19 protein-coding genes are annotated in these 19,675 nt (G+C 71.7%); 12 read left to right on the top strand and 7 right to left on the bottom strand.

Annotation, left to right across the window (positions count from 1 at the left end; all coding sequences use genetic code 11):
• Positions 1-199 precede the first annotated feature (199 nt).
• Positions 200-751: an RNA polymerase sigma factor SigC gene (gene sigC / locus DFJ66_RS37540; protein ID WP_121228631.1), complete on the bottom strand. Its 552-nt coding sequence runs from the start codon at positions 749-751 to the stop codon at positions 200-202.
• A gap of 57 nt (positions 752-808) precedes the next feature.
• On the opposite strand from sigC, the gene DFJ66_RS37535 reads away from it, so the two are divergent.
• Positions 809-1,510 carry a zf-HC2 domain-containing protein gene (locus tag DFJ66_RS37535; RefSeq protein ID WP_397556303.1) on the top strand — a complete coding sequence of 234 codons (702 nt, stop codon included), beginning with the start codon at positions 809-811 and terminating at the stop codon, positions 1,508-1,510.
• Between the two features lie 2 nt (positions 1,511-1,512).
• Here the strand turns inward: DFJ66_RS37535 and DFJ66_RS37530 are convergent, their stop codons facing one another.
• Positions 1,513-2,811, bottom strand: a complete 1,299-nt coding sequence (locus DFJ66_RS37530) for an MFS transporter (RefSeq protein ID WP_121228627.1) — start codon at positions 2,809-2,811, stop codon at positions 1,513-1,515.
• Between the two features lie 143 nt (positions 2,812-2,954).
• Entirely contained in the window at positions 2,955-3,707 is a 753-nt protein-coding gene (locus DFJ66_RS37525) for a sugar phosphate isomerase/epimerase family protein (RefSeq protein ID WP_121228625.1), read from the bottom strand.
• Between the two features lie 62 nt (positions 3,708-3,769).
• Here DFJ66_RS37525 and DFJ66_RS37520 point away from each other — a divergent pair, with 62 nt between their 5' ends.
• Positions 3,770-5,515: a glycoside hydrolase family 35 protein gene (locus DFJ66_RS37520; RefSeq protein WP_121228623.1), complete on the top strand. Its 1,746-nt coding sequence runs from the start codon at positions 3,770-3,772 to the stop codon at positions 5,513-5,515.
• On the top strand, positions 5,512-6,633 hold the full coding sequence (locus tag DFJ66_RS37515; RefSeq protein ID WP_211351442.1) for a Gfo/Idh/MocA family protein: 1,122 nt from the start codon (positions 5,512-5,514) through the stop codon (positions 6,631-6,633). Before DFJ66_RS37520 ends, DFJ66_RS37515 begins: the two co-directional genes overlap by 4 nt.
• A 33-nt stretch (positions 6,634-6,666) precedes the next feature.
• Here the strand turns inward: DFJ66_RS37515 and DFJ66_RS37510 are convergent, their stop codons facing one another.
• A complete protein-coding gene (locus DFJ66_RS37510; RefSeq protein WP_121228621.1) occupies positions 6,667-7,134 on the bottom strand; it encodes a MarR family winged helix-turn-helix transcriptional regulator in 468 nt (155 codons plus the stop codon).
• Between the two features lie 96 nt (positions 7,135-7,230).
• On the opposite strand from DFJ66_RS37510, the gene DFJ66_RS37505 reads away from it, so the two are divergent.
• Both DFJ66_RS37505 and DFJ66_RS37500 read left to right on the top strand, forming a co-directional pair.
• Positions 7,231-7,782, top strand: coding sequence for a carboxymuconolactone decarboxylase family protein (locus DFJ66_RS37505; RefSeq protein ID WP_121228619.1), 552 nt, complete (start codon positions 7,231-7,233; stop codon positions 7,780-7,782).
• Positions 7,783-8,529: 747 nt separating this feature from the next.
• On the top strand, positions 8,530-9,327 hold the full coding sequence (locus tag DFJ66_RS37500) for an SAM-dependent methyltransferase (protein ID WP_121228617.1): 798 nt from the start codon (positions 8,530-8,532) through the stop codon (positions 9,325-9,327).
• 99 nt (positions 9,328-9,426) lie between these two features.
• Here the strand turns inward: DFJ66_RS37500 and DFJ66_RS37495 are convergent, their stop codons facing one another.
• Together DFJ66_RS37495 and DFJ66_RS37490 are read right to left on the bottom strand one after the other, a co-directional pair.
• Complete coding sequence (locus tag DFJ66_RS37495; protein WP_121228615.1) at positions 9,427-10,653, bottom strand: cyclase family protein; 1,227 nt, start codon at positions 10,651-10,653, stop codon at positions 9,427-9,429.
• 69 nt (positions 10,654-10,722) lie between these two features.
• Positions 10,723-11,571, bottom strand: a complete 849-nt coding sequence (locus DFJ66_RS37490; protein WP_121228613.1) for a LysR family transcriptional regulator — start codon at positions 11,569-11,571, stop codon at positions 10,723-10,725.
• 69 nt (positions 11,572-11,640) lie between these two features.
• On the opposite strand from DFJ66_RS37490, the gene DFJ66_RS37485 reads away from it, so the two are divergent.
• A complete protein-coding gene (locus tag DFJ66_RS37485) occupies positions 11,641-12,231 on the top strand; it encodes a short chain dehydrogenase (RefSeq protein ID WP_121228611.1) in 591 nt (196 codons plus the stop codon).
• Here the strand turns inward: DFJ66_RS37485 and DFJ66_RS37480 are convergent.
• Entirely contained in the window at positions 12,221-12,799 is a 579-nt protein-coding gene (locus DFJ66_RS37480; RefSeq protein ID WP_170199905.1) for a TetR/AcrR family transcriptional regulator, read from the bottom strand. The genes DFJ66_RS37485 and DFJ66_RS37480 overlap by 11 nt on opposite strands.
• Before the next feature lie 91 nt (positions 12,800-12,890).
• Here DFJ66_RS37480 and DFJ66_RS37475 point away from each other — a divergent pair, with 91 nt between their 5' ends.
• From DFJ66_RS37475 to DFJ66_RS37450, 6 genes are all read left to right on the top strand, one after another.
• Positions 12,891-13,112 carry a hypothetical protein gene (locus DFJ66_RS37475; protein WP_121228607.1) on the top strand — a complete coding sequence of 74 codons (222 nt, stop codon included), beginning with the start codon at positions 12,891-12,893 and terminating at the stop codon, positions 13,110-13,112.
• 181 nt (positions 13,113-13,293) lie between these two features.
• Positions 13,294-14,301, top strand: a complete 1,008-nt coding sequence (locus tag DFJ66_RS37470; RefSeq protein ID WP_121228605.1) for an iron ABC transporter substrate-binding protein — start codon at positions 13,294-13,296, stop codon at positions 14,299-14,301.
• Positions 14,302-14,426: 125 nt separating this feature from the next.
• The gene (locus DFJ66_RS37465) at positions 14,427-15,803 is read left to right on the top strand and encodes an ABC transporter permease (RefSeq protein WP_246030073.1); all 1,377 of its coding nucleotides are present in this window, start codon (positions 14,427-14,429) and stop codon (positions 15,801-15,803) included.
• Positions 15,800-16,813, top strand: a complete 1,014-nt coding sequence (locus DFJ66_RS37460; protein ID WP_121228601.1) for an ABC transporter ATP-binding protein — start codon at positions 15,800-15,802, stop codon at positions 16,811-16,813. The genes DFJ66_RS37465 and DFJ66_RS37460 overlap by 4 nt, the downstream gene beginning before the upstream one ends.
• Positions 16,810-19,278 (top strand): non-ribosomal peptide synthetase, encoded by a 2,469-nt coding sequence (locus DFJ66_RS37455; RefSeq protein ID WP_121228598.1) that lies wholly within the window; start codon positions 16,810-16,812, stop codon positions 19,276-19,278. Before DFJ66_RS37460 ends, DFJ66_RS37455 begins: the two co-directional genes overlap by 4 nt.
• A 44-nt stretch (positions 19,279-19,322) precedes the next feature.
• Positions 19,323-19,634, top strand: coding sequence for an ArsR/SmtB family transcription factor (locus tag DFJ66_RS37450; protein WP_211351441.1), 312 nt, complete (start codon positions 19,323-19,325; stop codon positions 19,632-19,634).
• The last annotated feature ends 41 nt before the right edge of the window (positions 19,635-19,675 follow it).

Raw genomic sequence — 19,675 nt, 5'->3', positions numbered from 1 at the left:
CTGCCACGCCTCGGGCGCGCCGATCTGCGGCACACTCCGGGCCAGCGTCATGCGGACCGGCCCGTCCAGCCACACCTTCTCCACGCCGGCTGCCCGCACTCCACCCAGAAGGACCCCCACGAAGAGCAGCGATGCTCTCCTGCGGGTCACTCCCCTCGGTGACGAAGACACCCGCCGAGCGCGATCGGGTTGCGCGCGGTCAGCCGGTTCGTTCGGCGTTCTCCGCCCGCATCAGGTCCTCGCGAGCACGCGCCACCCGCGACCGGACCGTGCCCACCGGGCACCCGCAGATCTCGGCGACCTCGGCGTAGGACAAGCCCAGGACCTGCGTCAACAGCAGTGCTTCGCGGCGTTCCGGGGTCAGGCCCGCGAGCAGGACGTTCAGCTCCACGACGTCCTCGAACCCCGTGGCGGACGGCCGCGCGTCCGAGGCCTGGTGCACGTCGACCGCCCAGGCGATGGCCGGCCGCGCCCCGGCCGCCCGCAGGTGGTCCACGACCGTGCGCCGGGCGATCGACAACAGCCAGGTCCGCGCGGACGACCGCCCCTCGAAGGCCGGTAGCGTCCGCAGCGCCCGCAGGTACACCTCTTGCGCGAGGTCGTCGGCCCGGCCGGGGTCGGTGAGGTGGGCGACCAACCGCCACACGTCCCGCTGGGTGGCCCGGACGAACCGCTCCAACGCGCCCCGGTCCCCCGCGCCGGCCGCCAGCGCCAGGGCCGTCACCGCGTCGTCGTCGCGTTTGATCGACACCTCCCCGAGGCTATCCCACGCGCGAAGCCGGGAACTTCGGCGTCCCTCCAGCCGACAATGAGGGGTGTGGACTGCGAGACCTGCCGGGAGGCGTTGTCGGCACGGCTGGACGGCGAGGAGGAGCCGGCCGCGGACGTCGACGCGCACCTGTCGACCTGCCCCGCGTGCCGGGCGTGGTTCGAGCAGGCCACGGCCCTGACGCGTGCCCTGCGCCTGCGCCCCGCCGTGGCGGTGCCGGACCTGACGGACTCGATCCTGGCCGCCGTGCCACCTCGGACGCGCGGCTGGTACCCGAGGCTGGGCCTGGCCGGGGTCGCCGTGGCACAGCTGACCTTGGGTTTGTCGCAGCTGCTGGGCCTGCACGGCCCCCACGAGGCCGGGCACCTGTTCAACGAGAGCACCGCGTGGAACCTGGCCCTGGGGTTGGGGCTGCTGTGGACGGCCCTGCGGCCCCGGGCGGCGGCCGGGATGCTGCCGGTGATGGCGGGGTTCGTGGTGGTGGTCGGGGTGTACTCGTTCGCGGACCTGGTGGGCGGGGCCGTGTCGGTGGAGCGGGTGACGTCACACGGGATCCTCGTGGTGGGCCTGGTCCTCCTCGTGCTGGTGCACCGGGGCCGCCGGAACCCCGACGACGGCCGAGCCGTTACCCCGGGCGACACCCCGGACCTGCCCGACACCTCGGACACCGAACCCGCACACCACCCACGCCCGACCCACCGGCCCCACCTGCGCCCGGTCGGCCGGCGACGTGCGGCCTGACGTCAGCGCGGCCATCGAAGGTGGTCGTCGTCGATGTGGAACCGGTGGGAGTGGCGCCAGGCGTTGCCCACCAGGACGGCGTCGTGCAGGTGGTCCTCGCTGGTCGACGCCGGGTGGGTGTGCTCGATGACCTCCAGGTCGGGAGCCGGCCACAGGTGCGCAGCCGCGAACAGGGACGCCAACGTGACGCCCCCCAGAACGGCGAAGGTGACGGCGGAACCGGCCAACGTCATCAGCACACCCGCCAACGGGTAGCACACCAGCCAGCACAAGTGCGACAAAGCGAAATCAGCCGCAAACACCGCCGGCCGATCCTCCGAACCCGCCGACCGCCGCAACAACCGGGACGCGGGAGTCAGCACCAGCGACCCACCGGCACCCATCAACGCCCACAACACCAACAACGCAGGCCATGACTCCACGAACACACCCGCCGCCATGCACCCCGCGAGCAACCCGGCGGCCTGGAGCATGATCCGCCGATCCGGCACCCGCTCCAACACCCGCGGCAAGGACAACGCCGCCACCAGGGACCCGACCCCGTTGGCCGCCAACGCGAAAGCCACGTCGACCGCGTCCCGACCCAACTCCACCCGCACCAGCACAACGGTGTTCACCAGCACCATCGACCCGGCCGCCGCGACAGCGAGGTGCACCGCCAGCAGCCCGCGCAACCGCGGCGTCGCCAAGTACACCCGCAACCCCCGCAGGGGGCGACGCCGACCGACCGGCGGCGACGGCAGGGCCACCGACAGGATCAGCAGCGCGGACCCGGCGAACCCCACCGCCGTCCCGACGAACAAGGTCTCGAAGTCGACCACCAACAACGCCAACGCCGCCAGCGAAGGGCTGAGCAAGGTCTCCAGGTCGTAAGCCAACCGGGACAACGTCAGCGCCCGCGTGTAGTCGCCCTCGTCCGACAGCACGTCCGGCACGGTCGCCTGGAAGGCGGGCGTGAACGCCGCCGACGCGGACTGGAGCAGGAAGATCAGGACGTACACGTGCCAGATCTCGCTGACGAACGGCAGCGACAGCGCGACCACCGCCCGCACCACGTCCAGCCCGACCAGCAACGCCCGCCGCGGCACCAACCCCGCCACCGCGCCGAACAGCGGCGCCACGGTCACGTACGCCACCATCTTGATCGCCAGGGCGGTTCCCAGCACGGCACCCGCGTCCGGCCCGGCCAACCGGTACGCGAGCAGCCCGAGCGCCACCGTCGCCAGACCCGTCCCCGTCAACGCGACGACCTGGGCGGCGAACAAGCGTCGGTAGGTGCGGAACCGGAGCACGCTCAACATGGCCCGCACGATATATGCACAAGTGCGCATGCGACTACGCTGCAACAGCCGCGCCCTGGCAACAGCCTGTTCTTTTCTGATCGAATGATCGGTTCCTGATTGACTCTCCCGTCGCGCGAACGAACGATCCTCGGCAGTCGAACTCAGGCGGAGGACCGGTGCGCGTACTGCTGGAACCACCCGACGGCCGCGCGCAACGCCGCGTCCACCGGCCCCAGGCCGGGGTACCACGGCCGCTCCCACTCCAGGGACACCCAGCCCGTCCAGTCGCCCAACGCCGCCGCGCACTCGTCCAGCGGGACGGCACCCTCCCCCGGCGGCACCGGAGTGGTGTCGGTCACCCCCACAGCGTCCTTGACCTGGAAGTACGCCAGGTACGGGCCGAGCGCGGCACGGGTCTGCGCCGGGGACTCGCCGTGCCGCCACGGGTGCAGGGCGTCCCACAGCACGGCCACGCGGTCCGGCTCCTCGAACGACTCCACCAACCGCACGGCGGCAGCACCGGTCGGGTGCGTGTCATGCGTCTCCACGAGCAGCCGCACGCCGGCCGCGCGCAACTCCGGCAGGACGGCTGCGATACGCGGCCCGGCCGGCGCGTCACCGCCGGGGAACACCCGCACGCCAGGCGCACCCAACCGGGACGCGAGCCCGATGAGAGCACGCAGTTCCTCCACCACCGGCTCGTCCTCGCCAGGCGCACAGACCTTGGCGTAACCGGCCAGGCACGCGGCCTCCACACCCGCCCGAGCAAGCGCCTGCCGAGCCGCCCGGTGGTCCATCCCGACGTGCACTTCGCCGTGCACGCGGATCTCCAACCCGGCACACCCGGCACCCGCCGCGAGCCGGGCCGCTTCGGCGAGCGACAGGTCAGGGGTGCCGAGCGTGCTCAGTGCCATGCGCCTGGGTTCCACACGCCGCAGCCTGAAAGCGCTTTCCACGATTGTCAAGAGCAAGGGTCATGACCACGTTCGCCATCCAGGACAACGGCTTCGTCCGCAACGGCCGGCCCCACCGCGTGCTGTCCGGCGCACTGCACTACTTCCGCAGCCACCCCGCGCAATGGCCCCGCCGCCTCTCGGTACTGCGTGGCATGGGCCTGAACACCGTCGAGACGTACGTGCCGTGGAACCTCCACGAGCCCACCCCGGGCCGCTACCACGACCTGGACGCCCTGACCCGCTTCCTGGACGCGGCCGCCGCCGAGGGCTTGGACGCGATCGTCCGCCCCGGCCCGTACATCTGCGCCGAGTGGGAGAACGGCGGCCTCCCGTGGTGGCTGTCCGGGCCCCTCCGGTGCGCGCACCCGGACTTCCTGGCCGCCGTGGACTCCTGGTTCGACGTGCTCGTCCCCCGGATCGCGGCCCGCCAGACCACCCGCGGCGGGAACGTCGTCATGGTCCAGGTGGAGAACGAGTACGGCTCCTACGGCTCGGACCACACCTACCTGCGGCACCTGCGCGACGGGCTGATGGAGCGCGGCATCGACGTGCCGCTGTTCACCTCCGACGGCGGCGAGGCCCTGTTCCTGACCGGCGGGCTCGTGCCCGACACCCTCGGCACGGTCAACTTCGGCAGCGACGCGGCCGGCCAGTTCGCCGAGTTCCGCCGCCACCGACCGCGGGACCCGTTGTTCTGCATGGAGTTCTGGGACGGCTGGTTCGACCACTGGGGCGACCGCCACACCACGAGGTCCCCCGAGGACGCCGCCGCCGCACTGGACGAGGTGCTGGCCGCCGGCGCGTCGGTCAACCTGTACATGGCCCACGGCGGCACGAACTTCGGCTTCTGGGCGGGCGCGAACGCCGGCGGCGACGTGCACGACGGCGCCTACCGCCCCACCGTGACCTCCTACGACTACGACGCCCCGATGGACGAGGCCGGCAACCCGACGCCGAAGTACTGGGTGTTCCGCGAGGTCATCGGCAAGTACGCACCCCTGCCGGCACCGCCTCCCCCACCTCCCGCCACCCTGCCGGCCGCCACCGTCCCCCTCACCCGCTCAGTCCGCCTGACGGACGTCTTCCGAACTCCCACCACCCACACCCCGCACGTCCCCAGCTTCGAAGAACTGAACCAGCACCAAGGCTTCCTCCTCCACCGCACCACCCTGCCCGGCCCGCGCCCACCGCTCCCCCTGCGCCTACGCGACCTCCGCGACCGCGCCCAACTGTTCGTGGACGGCACCGAACACGCGGTCTTCTCCCGCGCCGCCGACCCCACCGCCGTCGACCACACCGACGTCCCCGGCGGCGTGACCGTCGAACTGCTCGTAGAAGCCATGGGCCGCATCAACTACGGCCCACTCCTCGGTGAGCGCAAGGGAATCCTCGGCGGAGTCCTGCACGAACGCCAGTACGTGCACGGCTGGGAAACGACCCCGATCCCCCTCGACACCCTCCCGGAACTCCCCTGGGACACCGGCACCAGCACCCACGGCCCGCTCTTCCTCGGCGGCACCCTCACCGTCACCGACCCCCGAGACGCCTACCTCGACCTGACCGGCTGGACCAAGGGTGTCGTGTGGGTCAACGGCTTCTGCCTCGGCCGCTACTGGCACATCGGTCCACAAAGGACCCTCTACGTCCCCGAACCCGTGCTCCACCAGGGCGACAACGACATCACCATCCTCGAACTGCACCCCGACGCGAGCCCGCGGTCGGTCCAGGTCAGCCCCCACCCCGTCCTCGAAGGAGACCCACGATGACCCTGCGCGTAGCGATGAACGGCGTGACCGGCCGCATGGGGTACCGCCAGCACCTCACCCGGTCCATCCTCGCCATCCGCGACCAGGGCGGTGTCGCCCGAGCCAACGGCGACCGCGTCGAGGTCGAGCCGATCCTGGTCGGCCGCAACGCCGCCAAGCTCGAAGAACTGGCCGCCCGCCACGACATCGCGCACTGGACCACCGACCTGGACACGGCTCTGTCCGACGCCGACGTCTACTTCGACGCCCAGGTCACCACCGCCCGCGCCGACGCCCTCAAGCGCGCGATCGAGGCCGGCAAGCACGTCTACACCGAGAAGCCGACCGCCGAGACCCTCGCCGACGCCGTCGAGCTGGCCGAACTGGCGGACAAGGCCGGCGTCAAGCACGGTGTCGTGCAGGACAAGCTGTTCCTGCCCGGCCTGCTCAAGCTCAAGCGCCTGCTGGACAGCGGGTTCTTCGGCCGCGTCCTGTCCGTCCGGGGCGAGTTCGGCTACTGGGTCTTCGAGGGCGACTGGCAGACCGCCCAGCGCCCCTCCTGGAACTACCGGGCCGAGGACGGCGGCGGGATCGTCATGGACATGTTCCCGCACTGGGCGTACGTGCTGGAGAACCTGTTCGGGCGCATCGACTCGGTCACCGCGAAGGCCGTCACGCACATCCCGCGCCGCTGGGACGAGCACGGCGAGCCCTACACCGCGACCGCCGACGACGCCGCCTACGGCCTGTTCACCCTCGAAGGCGGGACGATCGCGCAGGTCAACTCGTCGTGGTGCGTGCGCGTGGACCGCACCGAGCTGGTCGAGTTCCAGGTCGACGGCACCCACGGCAGCGCCGTGGCCGGCCTGCGCAACTGCAAGGCCCAGCACCGGACCGCCACCCCGAAGCCGGTGTGGAACCCGGACCTGCCGGTGACCGAGCGGTTCACCGACGACTGGACCGAGGTGCCCGACAACGGCGAGTGGGACAACGGGTTCAAGGTCCAGTGGGAGCGGTTCGTGCGCCACGTCGTGGACGACGAGCCCTTCCCGCACGACCTGCACTCCGGGGCGCGCGGCGTGGCCGTGGCCGAGGCGGCGCTGAAGTCCTCGACCGAAGGCGTCACCGTGCGGCTCTGACCCCCGGCAGGGGGTGCGCCGCCGCGCACCCCCTCACCCCCCGAACCACCCGGCCACGTCAAGCCGGAAGAACCCGGGCGGAACCATGGTCCGCAGGTCCGCCTCCATCTCCCGAACCCGTTGCGCGCCCAGCGTGTCCACCCACTCGCGCCGCAACTCCTCGAAGATCGCCGCCGACCGGTTGAGCACGTCGAGCCCGCGAGGCGTCAACCGCACGATCTTGCGCCGGGCGTCGACCGGGTCGTCCACGCGCTCGACGTACCCCAGGCCTTCGAGCTTGTCCACGGTCTTGCCCGCCGCCTGCTTGGACACCCCCAGCCGCCGCCCGACCTCACTGGCCGAGGCACCGCGCACCCCGACCGCCTGGAGCGCGAACCCGTAGGCAGGCCGCACGTCCGGGTGCCCCTGACGAGCCAGTTCGGCGTGCAGGCGGTCGATGATCGTGCGGAACCCGGCGAACAGCAGCAACGGCAACTCGAAGCCGAACCCGTCCTCAGCCATCGCCGAACACACCCCTGCCGGACTCGCGCTTGCCAAACTCGACAACCTGGTTTACGTTTTGGTCAACCACGTTGTCGAGTTTAGCGAAGGACCCACATGTCCACCCAGCAGACCCCGTTCATCCAGCACACCCCCGACACCGCCCCCGAGGCCTCACGCCGCCTGATGGAGGGCACCACGAAGAAACTCGGCTACCTGCCGGCCGCCGTGGGCCTGATGGCCACCTCCCCGCACCTGCTGGAGGGTTTCCTCAAGGTCAACACCATGTTCGAGCAGACCACCCTGGACCCACTGGCCCGAGAGGTCCTGATCATGACCGTAGCCGGCCGCAACGGCTGCCACCTGTGCGTGGCCATGCACACCGCCCGCCTGAAATCCCTGAACGCCGACCAGTCGGTGATCACGGCCCTGCGCGAGGGCAAACCGTTGGAAGACAAGCGACTCGACGCCATCCGCCAGTTCACGACGGAAGTGCTCGACACGACGGGCGCGGTGTCCCCGGAGGCCTTGGCAGCGTTCACAGCCCAGGGTTTCACCCACCAGAACGCGTTGGAGGTGGTGATGGGCATCGGCGTCTACACCATGTCCACCTTGGCCAACCGTCTCACCGACGCCCCGATCGACGAGCAACTCGCCGCCTTCGCGTAGCCGATGTCCCGCAAGTCGACCCTCGCCCAAACGTGCTTTTCGGCGCGCAGCGCGGCTTTTGTGTGGTGGTCTCAACCACAGGTGGAGGGCCTCGGTTCCCCCGCCGTATGGCCTGCCCGAAGGGCTACCACATTTTCCAGGGGTTGCAGCCGAAAGTTTTGCGAGGAACGAGCAAAAGTTTTAGCGGCAACCCCTGGAAAATGTGGTTGGCTCCGCCAGGCCATACGGCGGGGGAACCGACGCCCTTCACCCCCCGCTGGCGGCCTGCCGCGCGGCGAGCGCCGCTTTTGGCTTTTGATCTTGAGAGCGCGAAGCGCGTTCGGCTTGAGAGCGAAGCGTTCCGGTTCAAAGATGAAAAGAGCCTCGCCGGCGGGCAGGCCACCAAAGATGACTCAACTGCCACGGCGGGGGCTTCTTGCTTTTGTCATCTCCGTATGGCCTGGCGGAGCCTACCACAGATTTCCCCGGGTGCCGCTAAAACTTTTTGCTCGTTCCTCGCAAAAACTTTCGGCTGCACCCGGGGAAATCTGTGGTAGCCCTTCGGGCAGGCCATACGGAGATGACAAAAGCAAGAAGCCCAAGTTGAGTTGTGTCCCCTCCGGTGGACTGCCGCTTGTCGGCTTCGCCGAAGAGCATGTGCTGTGCGCGGGGAGGCAACGTGGGTGTTGCGGGGGTCGGAAGACCCGGTGCCGGCGGAGACCGTGCCGCGATAGCGTGACGTTCCCTTTGGCGAGGAAGGAACTGGGGATGCAGCGACCGGCGTGGGTGGGTCCCGAGATCGACTTGCAGAAGCCGAGCGCGGCTCGGGTCTACGACGTGCACCTGGGCGGCTCGCACAACTTCCAGGTCGACCGGGACGCCGCTGCGGCGATCACGAAGGTGATGCCCGGCTTACCGGCGATCCTGCGCGCGAACCGCCACTACCTGCGTCGCGCGGTGACTTACCTGGCGGAGCAGGGCATCACGCAGTTCCTCGACCTGGGGTCGGGCATCCCGACTGCCGGCAACGTGCACGAGGTGGCGTGGCGGCACGACCCGTCCGCGCGGATCGTCTACGTCGACTGCGACGGGGTGGCGGTCGCGCACAGCCGGGCGATCCTGCACGACGAGCCGAACGCGGACGCCGTGCTCGCCGACCTGCGCAACCCCTCGGACGTGTTGACGGCGGCCGAGGCCCTGCTGGACTTCTCCCGGCCGGTGGCGGTGCTGATGTTCGCGGTGCTGCACTTCCTGCCCGGCTCCGACGACCCGGCCGGCCTGATCCGCCGCTACCTGGAACCGGCCGTGCCGGGCAGCTACCTGGCCCTGTCGCACGCCAGCTTCGAGGGCGACGCCGACCAGGCGGAGGAGGCGACCCAGCAGTTCCGGCGCCGCGTCACCGACTTCACCATGCGCACCCGCCGCGAGGTCACCGCGCTGTTCGGTGATCTGGAGCTGGTCGAGCCGGGCGTGGTGTACCTGCCGGAGTGGCACCCCGAGGACGGGGACGAGGTCGGGGACGCGAGTTGGACGTCGACCTTCGCCGGGGTGGCCCGAAAGCGCTGACCGCCGACCCCGCCTGGATTGTCGTACCCCGGTGGGACGATGGAGACGGGGGCCGGAGGCCACGCCGGTCAGTGAGTGCCGGCGTGGCGGGCGCGGGTGTCAGTGGCGGCGGGGTTGGCCTAGTGCGGCGGGTGGGGTGTTGCCGGCGGTGGCGCCCTCCGAGTACTGCGGTGTCACGATGAACACGAACTCGTGCACCCCGTCCGCCGCCAGCTCGTCCACCACGTACGACTCGCCGATGCGGATGCCGTGCCGCATGAGCAGTTCCTGGTGCACCGGGAAGGCCGTGCCGTCGCCGTTCACCTCAGCCCCGAGCACCTCCAGCCCCCACGTGTCCCCACCCACGATCGCCGGCCGGAACCGGGCCAGCCACCGGGCCTCGCGCAGGTAGATGCCGGGCATCCCGGCGTTCCCCTCCCAGCGCGCGATGTCGGCCGGGGCGCGCCGCGCCAGCAGTTGGTGCCAGCCGGTGTGGAACAGGACGGCGTCGCCGGGTTCGATGCGGTCGATGCCGCCGAACTCCATGGCGTCCTTGATGTCCTCCACGGTGATGCGGTAGTTCTCGCGCAACAACGGCTTCCCGTTGCTCGCGGGCTCGGCCAGGTCCTCCACGCGGCCGCGGGCGAGCTTCACGCCGAGCACGTCCAGCAGCACGCCGCGCGTCACGACCGGGCCCATGTTCTCGGCACCGAGTGCGGTGGTGCCGTGGGCGCGGGCGATGTCGGGGCCGCGCCGGCCGTTGTAGAAGAACTCCGCCGCGCCGACGTGGTTGAGGTTGTCGGTCTGGGTGCCGATCTGGAAGGTCGTCGCCAGCGGCTTGAGGTGCTTGGCCGAGAACTCCGCCTCGAACCGCTCCTCGTGGACGCTGATCCGGTTGGCGCCCAACGGTTCCAGCGCGACCAGGATGCCGCCCTGCTCCAGGAACCCGGGCGGCGGCGGATAGCCCCAGATCGACAGCCGCTGCTCGTAGGTGCGGCGGGGGTCGGTGCGGAAGGCCGGGAAGCCGTTCCACATCAGCTCGCCGAGGTTGTAGGTCTTGACCGGGCGGTGCGGCTTGAGCACGGCCAGGGCGGCGGCGGTCTTGGCCGGGGTGACCTCGTTGAGCGCGCCGCGCTGGTCGTCCGGGCCGTACCGGCTGGGTGCCCAGTCCGACAGGTTCGCCGGATCGGCGTAGTCGAACGGCGTGTCGTCGAACCGCGCGGCGTCCGGGGAGGCGTGGGCCGGAGCGGCGACCGCGGCCGGTAAGGCGGTGGCCAGGCCGGCGGCACCGGCCAGCTTCAACAGGTCCCGGCGGGCGAGGTGGTGGCGCAGCAGGTCGGGGTTCACGCGGCGGCTCCTTCGGCGGGCGGCAACGCCTGAGCAGTACCGGCAACCTCGCCGACCGCGCAACGACCGTCACCTCAACGCGGTAACGGCGTGCTCCCGGAACGCCGCCGTCGCGGCGTGGGTGGACCGGCGCGGCCACACCAGGCGCACGGGCACGGTGGCCGCGTCGACCAGCGGCAGGTAGCGGATGTCCGGGTGCGGGTGGCTGTGCAGCGTCGCCTCCGTGGTCACGCCCACGGCCTCGCCCAGCGCGATGGTGGTCAGCCACTCGTCCACGCCGGGCACCTCGAACGTGTCCGGCCGCAGCCCCTCCGGCCACAGGTCGGCGCTCGTGGTCGCGGCGGTCGAGCACAGCGCCACCGGCTCGTCGGCGAGGTCGGCCAGGTGCACGACGTCCTTGTCCGCCAACGGGTTGCCCTCCGACACGGCGGCGATCCGGTGCTCCGGGTACAGCACCCGCGACACCAGCGAGGGGTCCGACGGTGTGGTGCGCATGAACGCGATGTCCACCTCGCCCTTGCGCAACGCCGCTTCCGGGTCGTCGCACCGCCGCACCTGGACCGGCGTGTCGGGCCGTGCCTCCCGCCAGCCGCGCAGCAGCGGCACGGTGTGCCGGCCCAGTCCCGCCCACCCGAACCCGACGCGCAGCGGGCGCGGTCCGGTGGCGGCCTCGGCGAGGGCGTCGTCGAACTGGGCCAGGATGCGGTGGGCGTGCTCCCACAGGCGACGACCGGCGTCGGTGAGGGCGAGGCTGCGGGTGGTGCGTTCGACCAGGCGCGTGCCCAGGCGTTGTTCGAGCTGGTCGAGCGTGCGGGACAGCGCGGGCTGGCTGACGTGCAGCACCGCGGCGGCGTCGGTGATCGTGCCCTCGTCCCCGATCGCCGCCAGCGCCCGCAGGTGCCGAAGCTCGACATTCATAACTGCGGAGCATAAATGCCGTGCGGGAAGCATTTCACGGGCCGCCTCGCGCGATCTACGGTTCCCGGTGTGAAGATCCTCCTCATCGGCGCGTCGGGCCTCATCGGCACCGCCGTCCACAAGACCTTCCTCGACCGCGGCCACGACGTGCTGACCGTGGGCCGCACGTCCGGCGACCTGCGCTTCGACCTGACCGACCCGGAGCAGGTCGGTGCCCTGTACGCGGCGGCGAGCCCCGTGGACGCGGTGGCGAGCGCGGCCGGCGACGTGCCCTTCAAGCCCCTGGCCGACCTGACCGCCGACGACTTCCGCGCCGGCTTCGCGGGCAAGGTGCTCAGCCAGGTGGAGCTGGTCCGCCAGGGCCTGCCGCACGTGAGCGGCTCGTTCACCCTGATCACCGGCGTGCTGGCGCGGGAACCGATCGTGGCCGGGTCGGTGGCGTCGCTGGCGAACGGCGCGGTGGAGTCGTTCGTGAAGGCGGCGGCGATCGAGATCGCGCCCCGGCGGATCAACGCCGTGAGCCCGACCGTGGTCACCGAGGCGTTGGACGCGTACGGCGACTTCTTCCCCGGCATGCCCCCGGTGGACCTGGCCGACGTCACCCAGGCCTACGTCCGGTCCGTCGAAGGCCCGCTGACCGGGCAGGTCTTCATCCCCTGAGCACCCGGTCGACCTGGTGGTCCAGGACGGCTCGGGCCGCCTCCGGCGTGCGGTGGCCCAGCGCGATGTCCACGCCGAGGCTGGTCGCCAGGGACCAGCAGATGTCGGCGTCCACGCGGTCGGTGTCGCGGGCACTGCCCCGCGCGGCGGCGATCAGGTCGGCGGTGAAGGCGAGCAGGGCGTCGTCGCCGGGGGTCAGGACGCGGGCCATCGTCGGGTCGGCGATGGCCCGCCCCAGCACCGCCGCGCCGAAGCGGAGCAGGCGGGTGGTTTCCTCGTCCTCCGCCACCAGCGCGCCCAGGCACCGCCGCAGCACTTCCTCGGGCGTGGCGTCGGGGGTCAGGGAACGTTCGATGCGGGCGTTCAGGGCCAGGAGGCTGCGGTCCAGGGCGTCGCGTACCAGGACGTCCATCGACGGGTAGTAGTGCTGCACCTGCCCCATGGACACGCCCGCCTCGGCCGCGACCTTCCGCAGCGTCACGCCGTCCAGCCCGTCGCGGACGGCCAGCGACCACACGGCCGACGTCAGCCGCGTCCGCCGCTCCTCGTGATCAACGACCTTGGGCACCCCCACACCCTATGGCAATGCACCTGCATTGCATCCCGGCGCGATCCGTTTTACCATGCACTTGCATTGCCAAACGGAGGGGGAAACACGCATGAAGTTCGACGTCCTACAGGTCCTCGGCATGGTCGTGCTGGTCGTCAGCGCCCAAGGCGCGATCCGACTGCTGGTCGACCACTCGAACACCGGCCTGCTCTCCTGGCTGCCCGGCGGCTTCCCGGCGGTGCTGGCGGTCTACCTGGTGGCCGTCGTCGCCGGCGCGGCGCTCGCGTGGTGGAGCCACGACCGGGCCAAGGCCCGCGGCCGACGCGGGTGATCGGCACGTGACGCCGAGTGGGTGACCGCCGTCCGGGTGAGCCACTGCGGCGATCTTGACGAACGGGTGATGTGGCGGATGGCTCATCACGTAACGGCCACGGCGCCTTGCCTCCGCCTTAGGCTAGCTTTACCTTTGCTGCGCTCTGGCCACCTGGGGGTGAGTCCGAGGAGGACGCGCAGTGATCCGTCGCGCACGCAACGCCGCCCTGGTGGTGGCTCTGCTGCTCGCACCCCTTGCCGGTTGTGGTTCGGAGAGCGCGGGCGAGGACGCCCTCGTCATCTACTCCGGGCGGAACAAGGAGCTGGTCGGGGGCGTGCTCGACCAGCTCCAGCAGGCGACCGGGATCAAGGTCGAGGTCCGGTACGGCAGCAGTGGCGAGATGGCCGCCCAGTTGTTGGAAGAGGGCGAGCGCACGCAGGCCGACCTGTTCTTCTCCCAGGACGCCGGTGCGTTGGGCGCGGTCAGCGGGAGGTTGGCCGAGCTGCCCGCCGACGTGCTCGACCTGGTGCCCGCCGGGTACCGGGCCGACGACAAGAAGTGGGTCGGCACGTCCGCCCGCGCCCGCGTCGTGGCCTACGACCCGCGCGTGGTCACCGAGGTGCCGAACAGCCTCGAACAGGTCGTGGACCCGAAGTTCAAGGGCAAGGTCGGGTACGCCCCGACCAACGCGTCCTGGCAGGCGTTCGTCACCTCCGTCCGGGTGCTCAAGGGCGAGGACTACGCCAAGGACTGGCTGAAGAAGTTCGCCGCCAACGAGCCCAAGCGCTACGACAACAACATCGCCATCCTCAACGCGATCAACGACGGCCAACTCCCCCTCGGCCTGATCAACCACTACTACTGGTACGCCAAGGTCGCCGAGCACGGCGCGGACGCGGTGAAGGTCAAGCTGCACCACGTCTCCGGCGGTGACCCGTTGGGCCTGGTCAACGTGGCCGGCGTCGGGGTGATCGCGGGCTCGGACAAGGCCGAGGCGGCGCAGAAGGCCGTGCGGTTCCTGCTGTCCGAGCAGGCCCAGCGCTACTTCGCCGACGAGACCGCCGAGTACCCGGCCGTGCCCACGGTGAAGTCGAGCAAGCACCAGCTGCCGCCGCTGTCGGAACTGCACGGCCCGGACATCGACCTGTCCAAGCTGTCCTCCCTCCAGCAGACCCTGGCCCTGCTCCAGGAAGCGGGGCTGTCCTGAACGGCCCCCTGCGGGCCGCACCGACGAACACCGCGCTCGCCCTGGTCGTCGCCGGGGCCGCCCTGACCCCCCTCGGCTACCTCGCCGTCCGCTCGTTCGACCACGGCGCGGGGGTGGTCTGGCGGGTGCTGTGGCGGACCCGCACGCTGGACCTCGCGGTGCGCAGCCTCGCCCTCGCGGGCGCGGTGACGGCGGCGTGCCTGGTCCTCGGGGTGCTCGGCGCGTGGCTGGTGGTGCGCAGCGACCTGCCGGGGCGCCGGGTGTTCGGCGTGCTGCTGGTGCTGCCGCTGGCCGTGCCGTCCTACGTCGCCGGGTTCACCTGGATCGCCTTCCTGCCCGGCCTGACCGGGTTCGCGGGGGCGTTCCTGGTGTTGACGCTGGTGTCCTACCCGTACGTGTTCCTGCCGGTGGCGGCGGCGTTGCGCACGGCCGACCCGGGGGTGGAGGAGGTCGCGCGGTCGTTGGGACGCGGGCGGTTGCGGACGTTCCTGTCGGTCACGCTGCGCCAGGTCCGGCCCGCCGCGACGGCCGGTGGGCTGCTGGTGGCGTTGTACGTGCTCAGCGACTTCGGGGCGGTGTCCCTGATGCGGTACGAGGCCTTCACGCTCGGCATCTACACCAGCTACCGCGCCACGTTCGACCGCACACCGGCCGCCGTCCTGGGCTGCGTGCTGGTGGTGCTGGCGATCGCGCTGACCGTCGGCGAGCGCCGGGCGCGGGGCGCGGTGTCGACTCGCGAGCACCGGCAAGCGATCACGGTTCCGTTGGGGCGCATGAAGGTTCCGGCTCTGCTGGGCACGCTCGGGTTGGTCGCGGTGTCGTTGGGGACGCCGGTGTTCAGCCTCGGGTGGTGGCTCGCGGCCGGTCGGTCGACGTTCAGCGGCGACCTGGCGGCCACGACCCTGAACACGATCTCCGTGTCCGCGCTGGGTGCCGCCGTGACGATCGTGCTGGCCCTGCCGGTGGGGATCCTCACCGCGCGGCACCGGGGTCCGCTGGTGCGCGGGGTGGAGTTGGCGAGCTTCGCCGGGCACGCGCTGCCCGGCATCACGGTCGGGTTGGCGCTGGTGTTCTTCGGCATCCGGTTCGCTCCCGGCCTCTACCAGACCACGCCGATGCTCGCGTTCGCCTACGCCGTGCTGTTCCTGCCGCTCGCGGTGGGCGCCGTGCGCACGGCCGTCGCGCACGCGCCGCCGGTGCTGGAGGACGTGGCGCGGTCGCTGGGCAAGGGGCGTGCGGAGACCCGGTTGCGGGTGACCGTGCCGCTGGCCGCGCCGGGCATCCTCGCCGGTGCCGCACTGGTGTTCCTGACCTGTGCCAAGGAGTTGCCCGCCACGCTGCTGCTGCGGCCGACCGGCGTGGACACCCTGGCCACCGAGCTGTGGACCAAGACCGAGGTCGCCGCGTACGCCGCCGCCGCGCCCTACGCGGCCGTCCTCCTCGTCGTCGCGGCGATCCCGGCGGTGGTGCTGGACCGGTTCCTGCGTGGAGGTCACCGATGAGCGGGTTGCGGATCGACGGGCTGGTCGCCGGGTACGGCCCGGAACCGGTGCTGCGCGGGGTGGACCTGGACGTGCCGGACGGCGGCCTGCTGGCCGTGCTCGGGCCTTCGGGCTGCGGCAAGACCACGCTGCTGCGGGTGCTGGCCGGGTTCCACCCGGTCCGCTCGGGCCGGATCGCGTTGGGCGACAAGGTGCTCGCGGACGGCTCGGTGGACGTGCCGCCGGAACGCCGTGGCATCGGGATCGTGCCGCAGGAAGGCGCGTTGTTCCCGCACCTGACCGTCGCCGGCAACGTCGGCTTCGGGTTGCCGCGCGGGCGGCGCCACGACCGGGTGGCCGAACTCCTCGAGCTGGTGGGGCTTTCCGGGTTCGAAGACCGGATGCCGGCGCAGCTGTCCGGCGGTCAGCGGCAGCGGGTCGCGCTGGCGCGTGCGCTGGCGCCCCGGCCCGGTGTGGTGCTGATGGACGAGCCGTTCTCCTCGCTGGACGCGGCGCTGCGCGACGAACTGCGGGCCGACGTGCGGGCCGCGCTGCGGGCGTTCGGGGCGACGGCACTGCTGGTGACGCACGACCAGGAGGAGGCGCTGGGCGTGGCCGACCGGGTGGCGGTGCTGCGCGGCGGTGTGGTGGCGCAACTCGGTGCCCCGCACCAGGTCTACACGTCGCCGGCCGACCTGGGGGTGGCGTTGTTCGTCGGCGAGGCGGTGACGTTCGCGGGCGAGGCGCGCGACGGCGTGGCCGAGACGCCCCTGGGCCGGCTCGCGGTGGAGGGCGACGGGCCGGGGACCGTGCTGGTGCGCCCCGAGCAGCTGCACCTGGGCGGCGAGGGCGTGCCCGCGACCGTGGCGGACGTGCTGTTCCACGGCCACGACGCCACCGTGCTGCTGCGCCTGGCGGACGGCACGGTCGTGCGGTCCCGCGTGCAGGGTCCGCTGCCGGTGCGGCCGGGCGACGGCACGTCCGTGGCCGTGGCCGGTCCGGCGCTGTTCTTCGCGGGCGGCCCCGCGTGACCGCCACCGCCGACCTCGGTTTCGCCGCGGGCCTGGCCGCACACGGCTCGCGGATCGCCGAGGCGAGCACCGGCACCACGTACGAGGAGCTGGACCGGCGGGTCGCCGCGATGGCGGACCGGCTCGGTGCCACGCGCCGGCTGGTGCTGCTGGCCACCCGCAACGACCTGGACTCCCTGGTGGCGTACCTGGCCGCGTTGCGCGGCGGCCACCCCGTGTTGCTGTGCGCGCCCGCCCAGGCCGAGGCTTTGACCGCCGCCTACGACCCGGACGTCGTGGTCGCCGAGGACGTCGTCGAACGCCGGCCCGGCACCGCGCACGACCTGCACCCGGACCTGGCGCTGCTGCTCTCGACGTCCGGCACGACGGGCTCCCCGAAACTGGTGCGGCTGTCGGCCGACAACCTGCGCGCCAACGCCGAGGCGATCGCCGAGTACCTGGACATCCGGCCCACCGACCGCGCGATCACGTCGTTGCCGGTGCACTACTGCTACGGGCTGTCGGTGGTCAACAGCAACCTCCTGCGCGGCGCGGGACTCGTGCTCACCGACCGGTCCGTGGTCGACGCGGAGTTCTGGGACCTGGTGCGGGAGCACGAGGTGACCAGCCTGCACGGCGTGCCGCACACGTTCGACCTGTTGGACAGCACCGGGTTCGCCGATCGCGACCTGCCGTCGCTGCGGTACGTCACCCAGGCCGGCGGCCGGCTCGCGCCCGAGCGGGTGGCGGCGTACGCGGAGCTGGGCGACCAGCGCGGCTGGCGGTTCTTCGTGATGTACGGGCAGACCGAGGCGACCGCGCGGATGGCCTACCTGCCACCGGAACTGGCGCGCACGCACCCGTCGGCGATCGGCGTGCCGGTGCCCGGCGGGTCGTTCGAGGTCGTGGACGACGAGCTGGTGTACCGGGGGCCGAACGTGATGCTCGGGTACGCGTCCGGCCCGGCGGACCTGGCGCTGGGGCGCACGACGTGGGAGCTGCGCACGGGCGACCTGGGGCGGTTGACCGAGGACGGCCTGTACGAGGTGGTCGGGCGGCGCAGCAGGTTCGTCAAGCCGTACGGGCTGCGGGTGGACCTCGACCAGGTCGAACGCGTGCTCGCGGACGCGGGCCTGCCGGCGGTGTGCGCGGGCGACGACGACGTGCTGGTGGTCGCCGTGCGGCGGGGCGTGCGGCGGGCCGGGGCGTTGGTGCGGGAGCGGTTCGGGCTGCCGAGCGTCCGGGTGGTCCGGGTGGACGAGTTCCCCCTGCTGGACAACGGGAAGGTCGACTACCGGGCGGTCGGGCGGCTGGGCGCTCCGGCGGGGGTGGAGTCGCGCGCGGTCGTCGGGTCGGTGCGGGAGTTGTTCGCGTCGGCGCTGGGCGAGGACGTCCGGGACGACTCGACGTTCGTGTCGCTGGGCGGTGACTCGCTGACCTACGTGCGGGTGTCGGTGGAGCTGGAGCGGTTGCTGGGCCGGTTGCCCGCGAACTGGCCCGAGCTGCCGGTGGCCGTGCTGGAGCGGGGCCGGGTGGCGCCGCGCCGGGTGGCGGTGGTCGAGACCGACATCGTGTTGCGGGCGTTGGCGATCGTGCTGGTGGTCGGGTCGCACGTCAAAGCGTTCGACGTGACCGGCGGCGCGCACCTGCTGCTGGTGATCGCCGGGTGGAACTTCGCCCGGTTCCTGCTGCCGGGTTCGCCGCGGCGGATCCTGCGCAGTGCGGCGCTGGTCGCCGTGCCGACGTCGTTGTGGCTGGTGTACCGGGTGTTCACCACTGACGACGTGACCTGGGTGAACGTGGTGCTGATCAACAACTTCGTGCGGACCGGGGCCGTCGGGTACTGGTTCGTCGAGGTGTTGGTGCACGTGCTGGTGGTGCTGGCGGTGGTGTTCGCGGTGCCTCGGGTGCGGGCGTGGGAGCGGGCGCACGGTTTCGCGTTCGCTCTTGTCGCCTTGGGCATGTTGTCCCTGCCGCGGTTGGTTTTCGGTGTGGACGCTTCGTTCGTGGAGCGGAACATGACGACCCTGGGCGCGGTGTGGTTCTTCGCGCTGGGTTGGCTGGCGTTCCGCGCCGGCGGGGTCGTTGCCCGCGGGGTCGTTGCCGGCGGGGTCGTTGCCGGCGGGGTCGTTGCCGGCGGGGTCGTTGCCGGCGGGGTCGTTGCCGACAGTGTCGTTCGCCGGTGTGCGGTGCTGGTGGTGGCGATGGCCCTGGTGCCGGGCTCGTTCGACGACCCGGCTCGGGAGGGTGTGGTGCTGGCCGGGGTGGCGCTGCTGCTGGCCCTGCCCGGGGTGCCGCTGCCCAGGCCGGTGGTCGGGGTGGTGAGCCTGGTCGCGAGTGCGTCGCTGTACACCTACCTGACCCACTACGCGGTGTTCCCGCCGCTGCTGGAGTTCTTCCCGCCGGTCGTGGTGGTCGTGCTGAGCATCGTGGTGGGGATCGCCGCGTGGCGGGCCACCCGGTTCGCGTCGCGGTGGTCGGGGTAGCCGGAGTACTGTTTTCGGCGAGCGTCGAAGAGAGGCTTCCGGACGTGCTGGGCCGCTGGACACCCCTGTCCCACCCCGACATCGCCGATGTCACGGTGGACGACGTCCTGCGCGCCCTGGCCGACCCGACCCGCCGCCACATCCTCCGGCTGCTGGTCACCGAGGGCGACCGGCCGTGCGGCACGTTCGGCCTGTCCGTCGCACCCTCGACCCTGAGCCACCACTTCCGCGCGTTGCGGGAGGCCGGGCTGATCCGCCAGTGGGACGAGGGGCGCAAGCGGATGAACACCCTCCGGTTGGACGAGCTGGACGCCCGCTTCCCCGGGTTGGTCGCCGCCGTCCTGGCGGCCGACTGAGCTTCGTTCGTGCTCTCAAGATCAAAAGCGAAAAGCGGACG

Source organism: Saccharothrix variisporea (genome assembly GCF_003634995.1).
In the GTDB taxonomy this organism is placed as follows: Bacteria; Actinomycetota; Actinomycetes; order Mycobacteriales; family Pseudonocardiaceae; genus Actinosynnema; species Actinosynnema variisporeum.
Note: the sequence above shows the minus strand (reverse complement) of the source record. Positions and strands in the feature narration are given on the sequence as shown.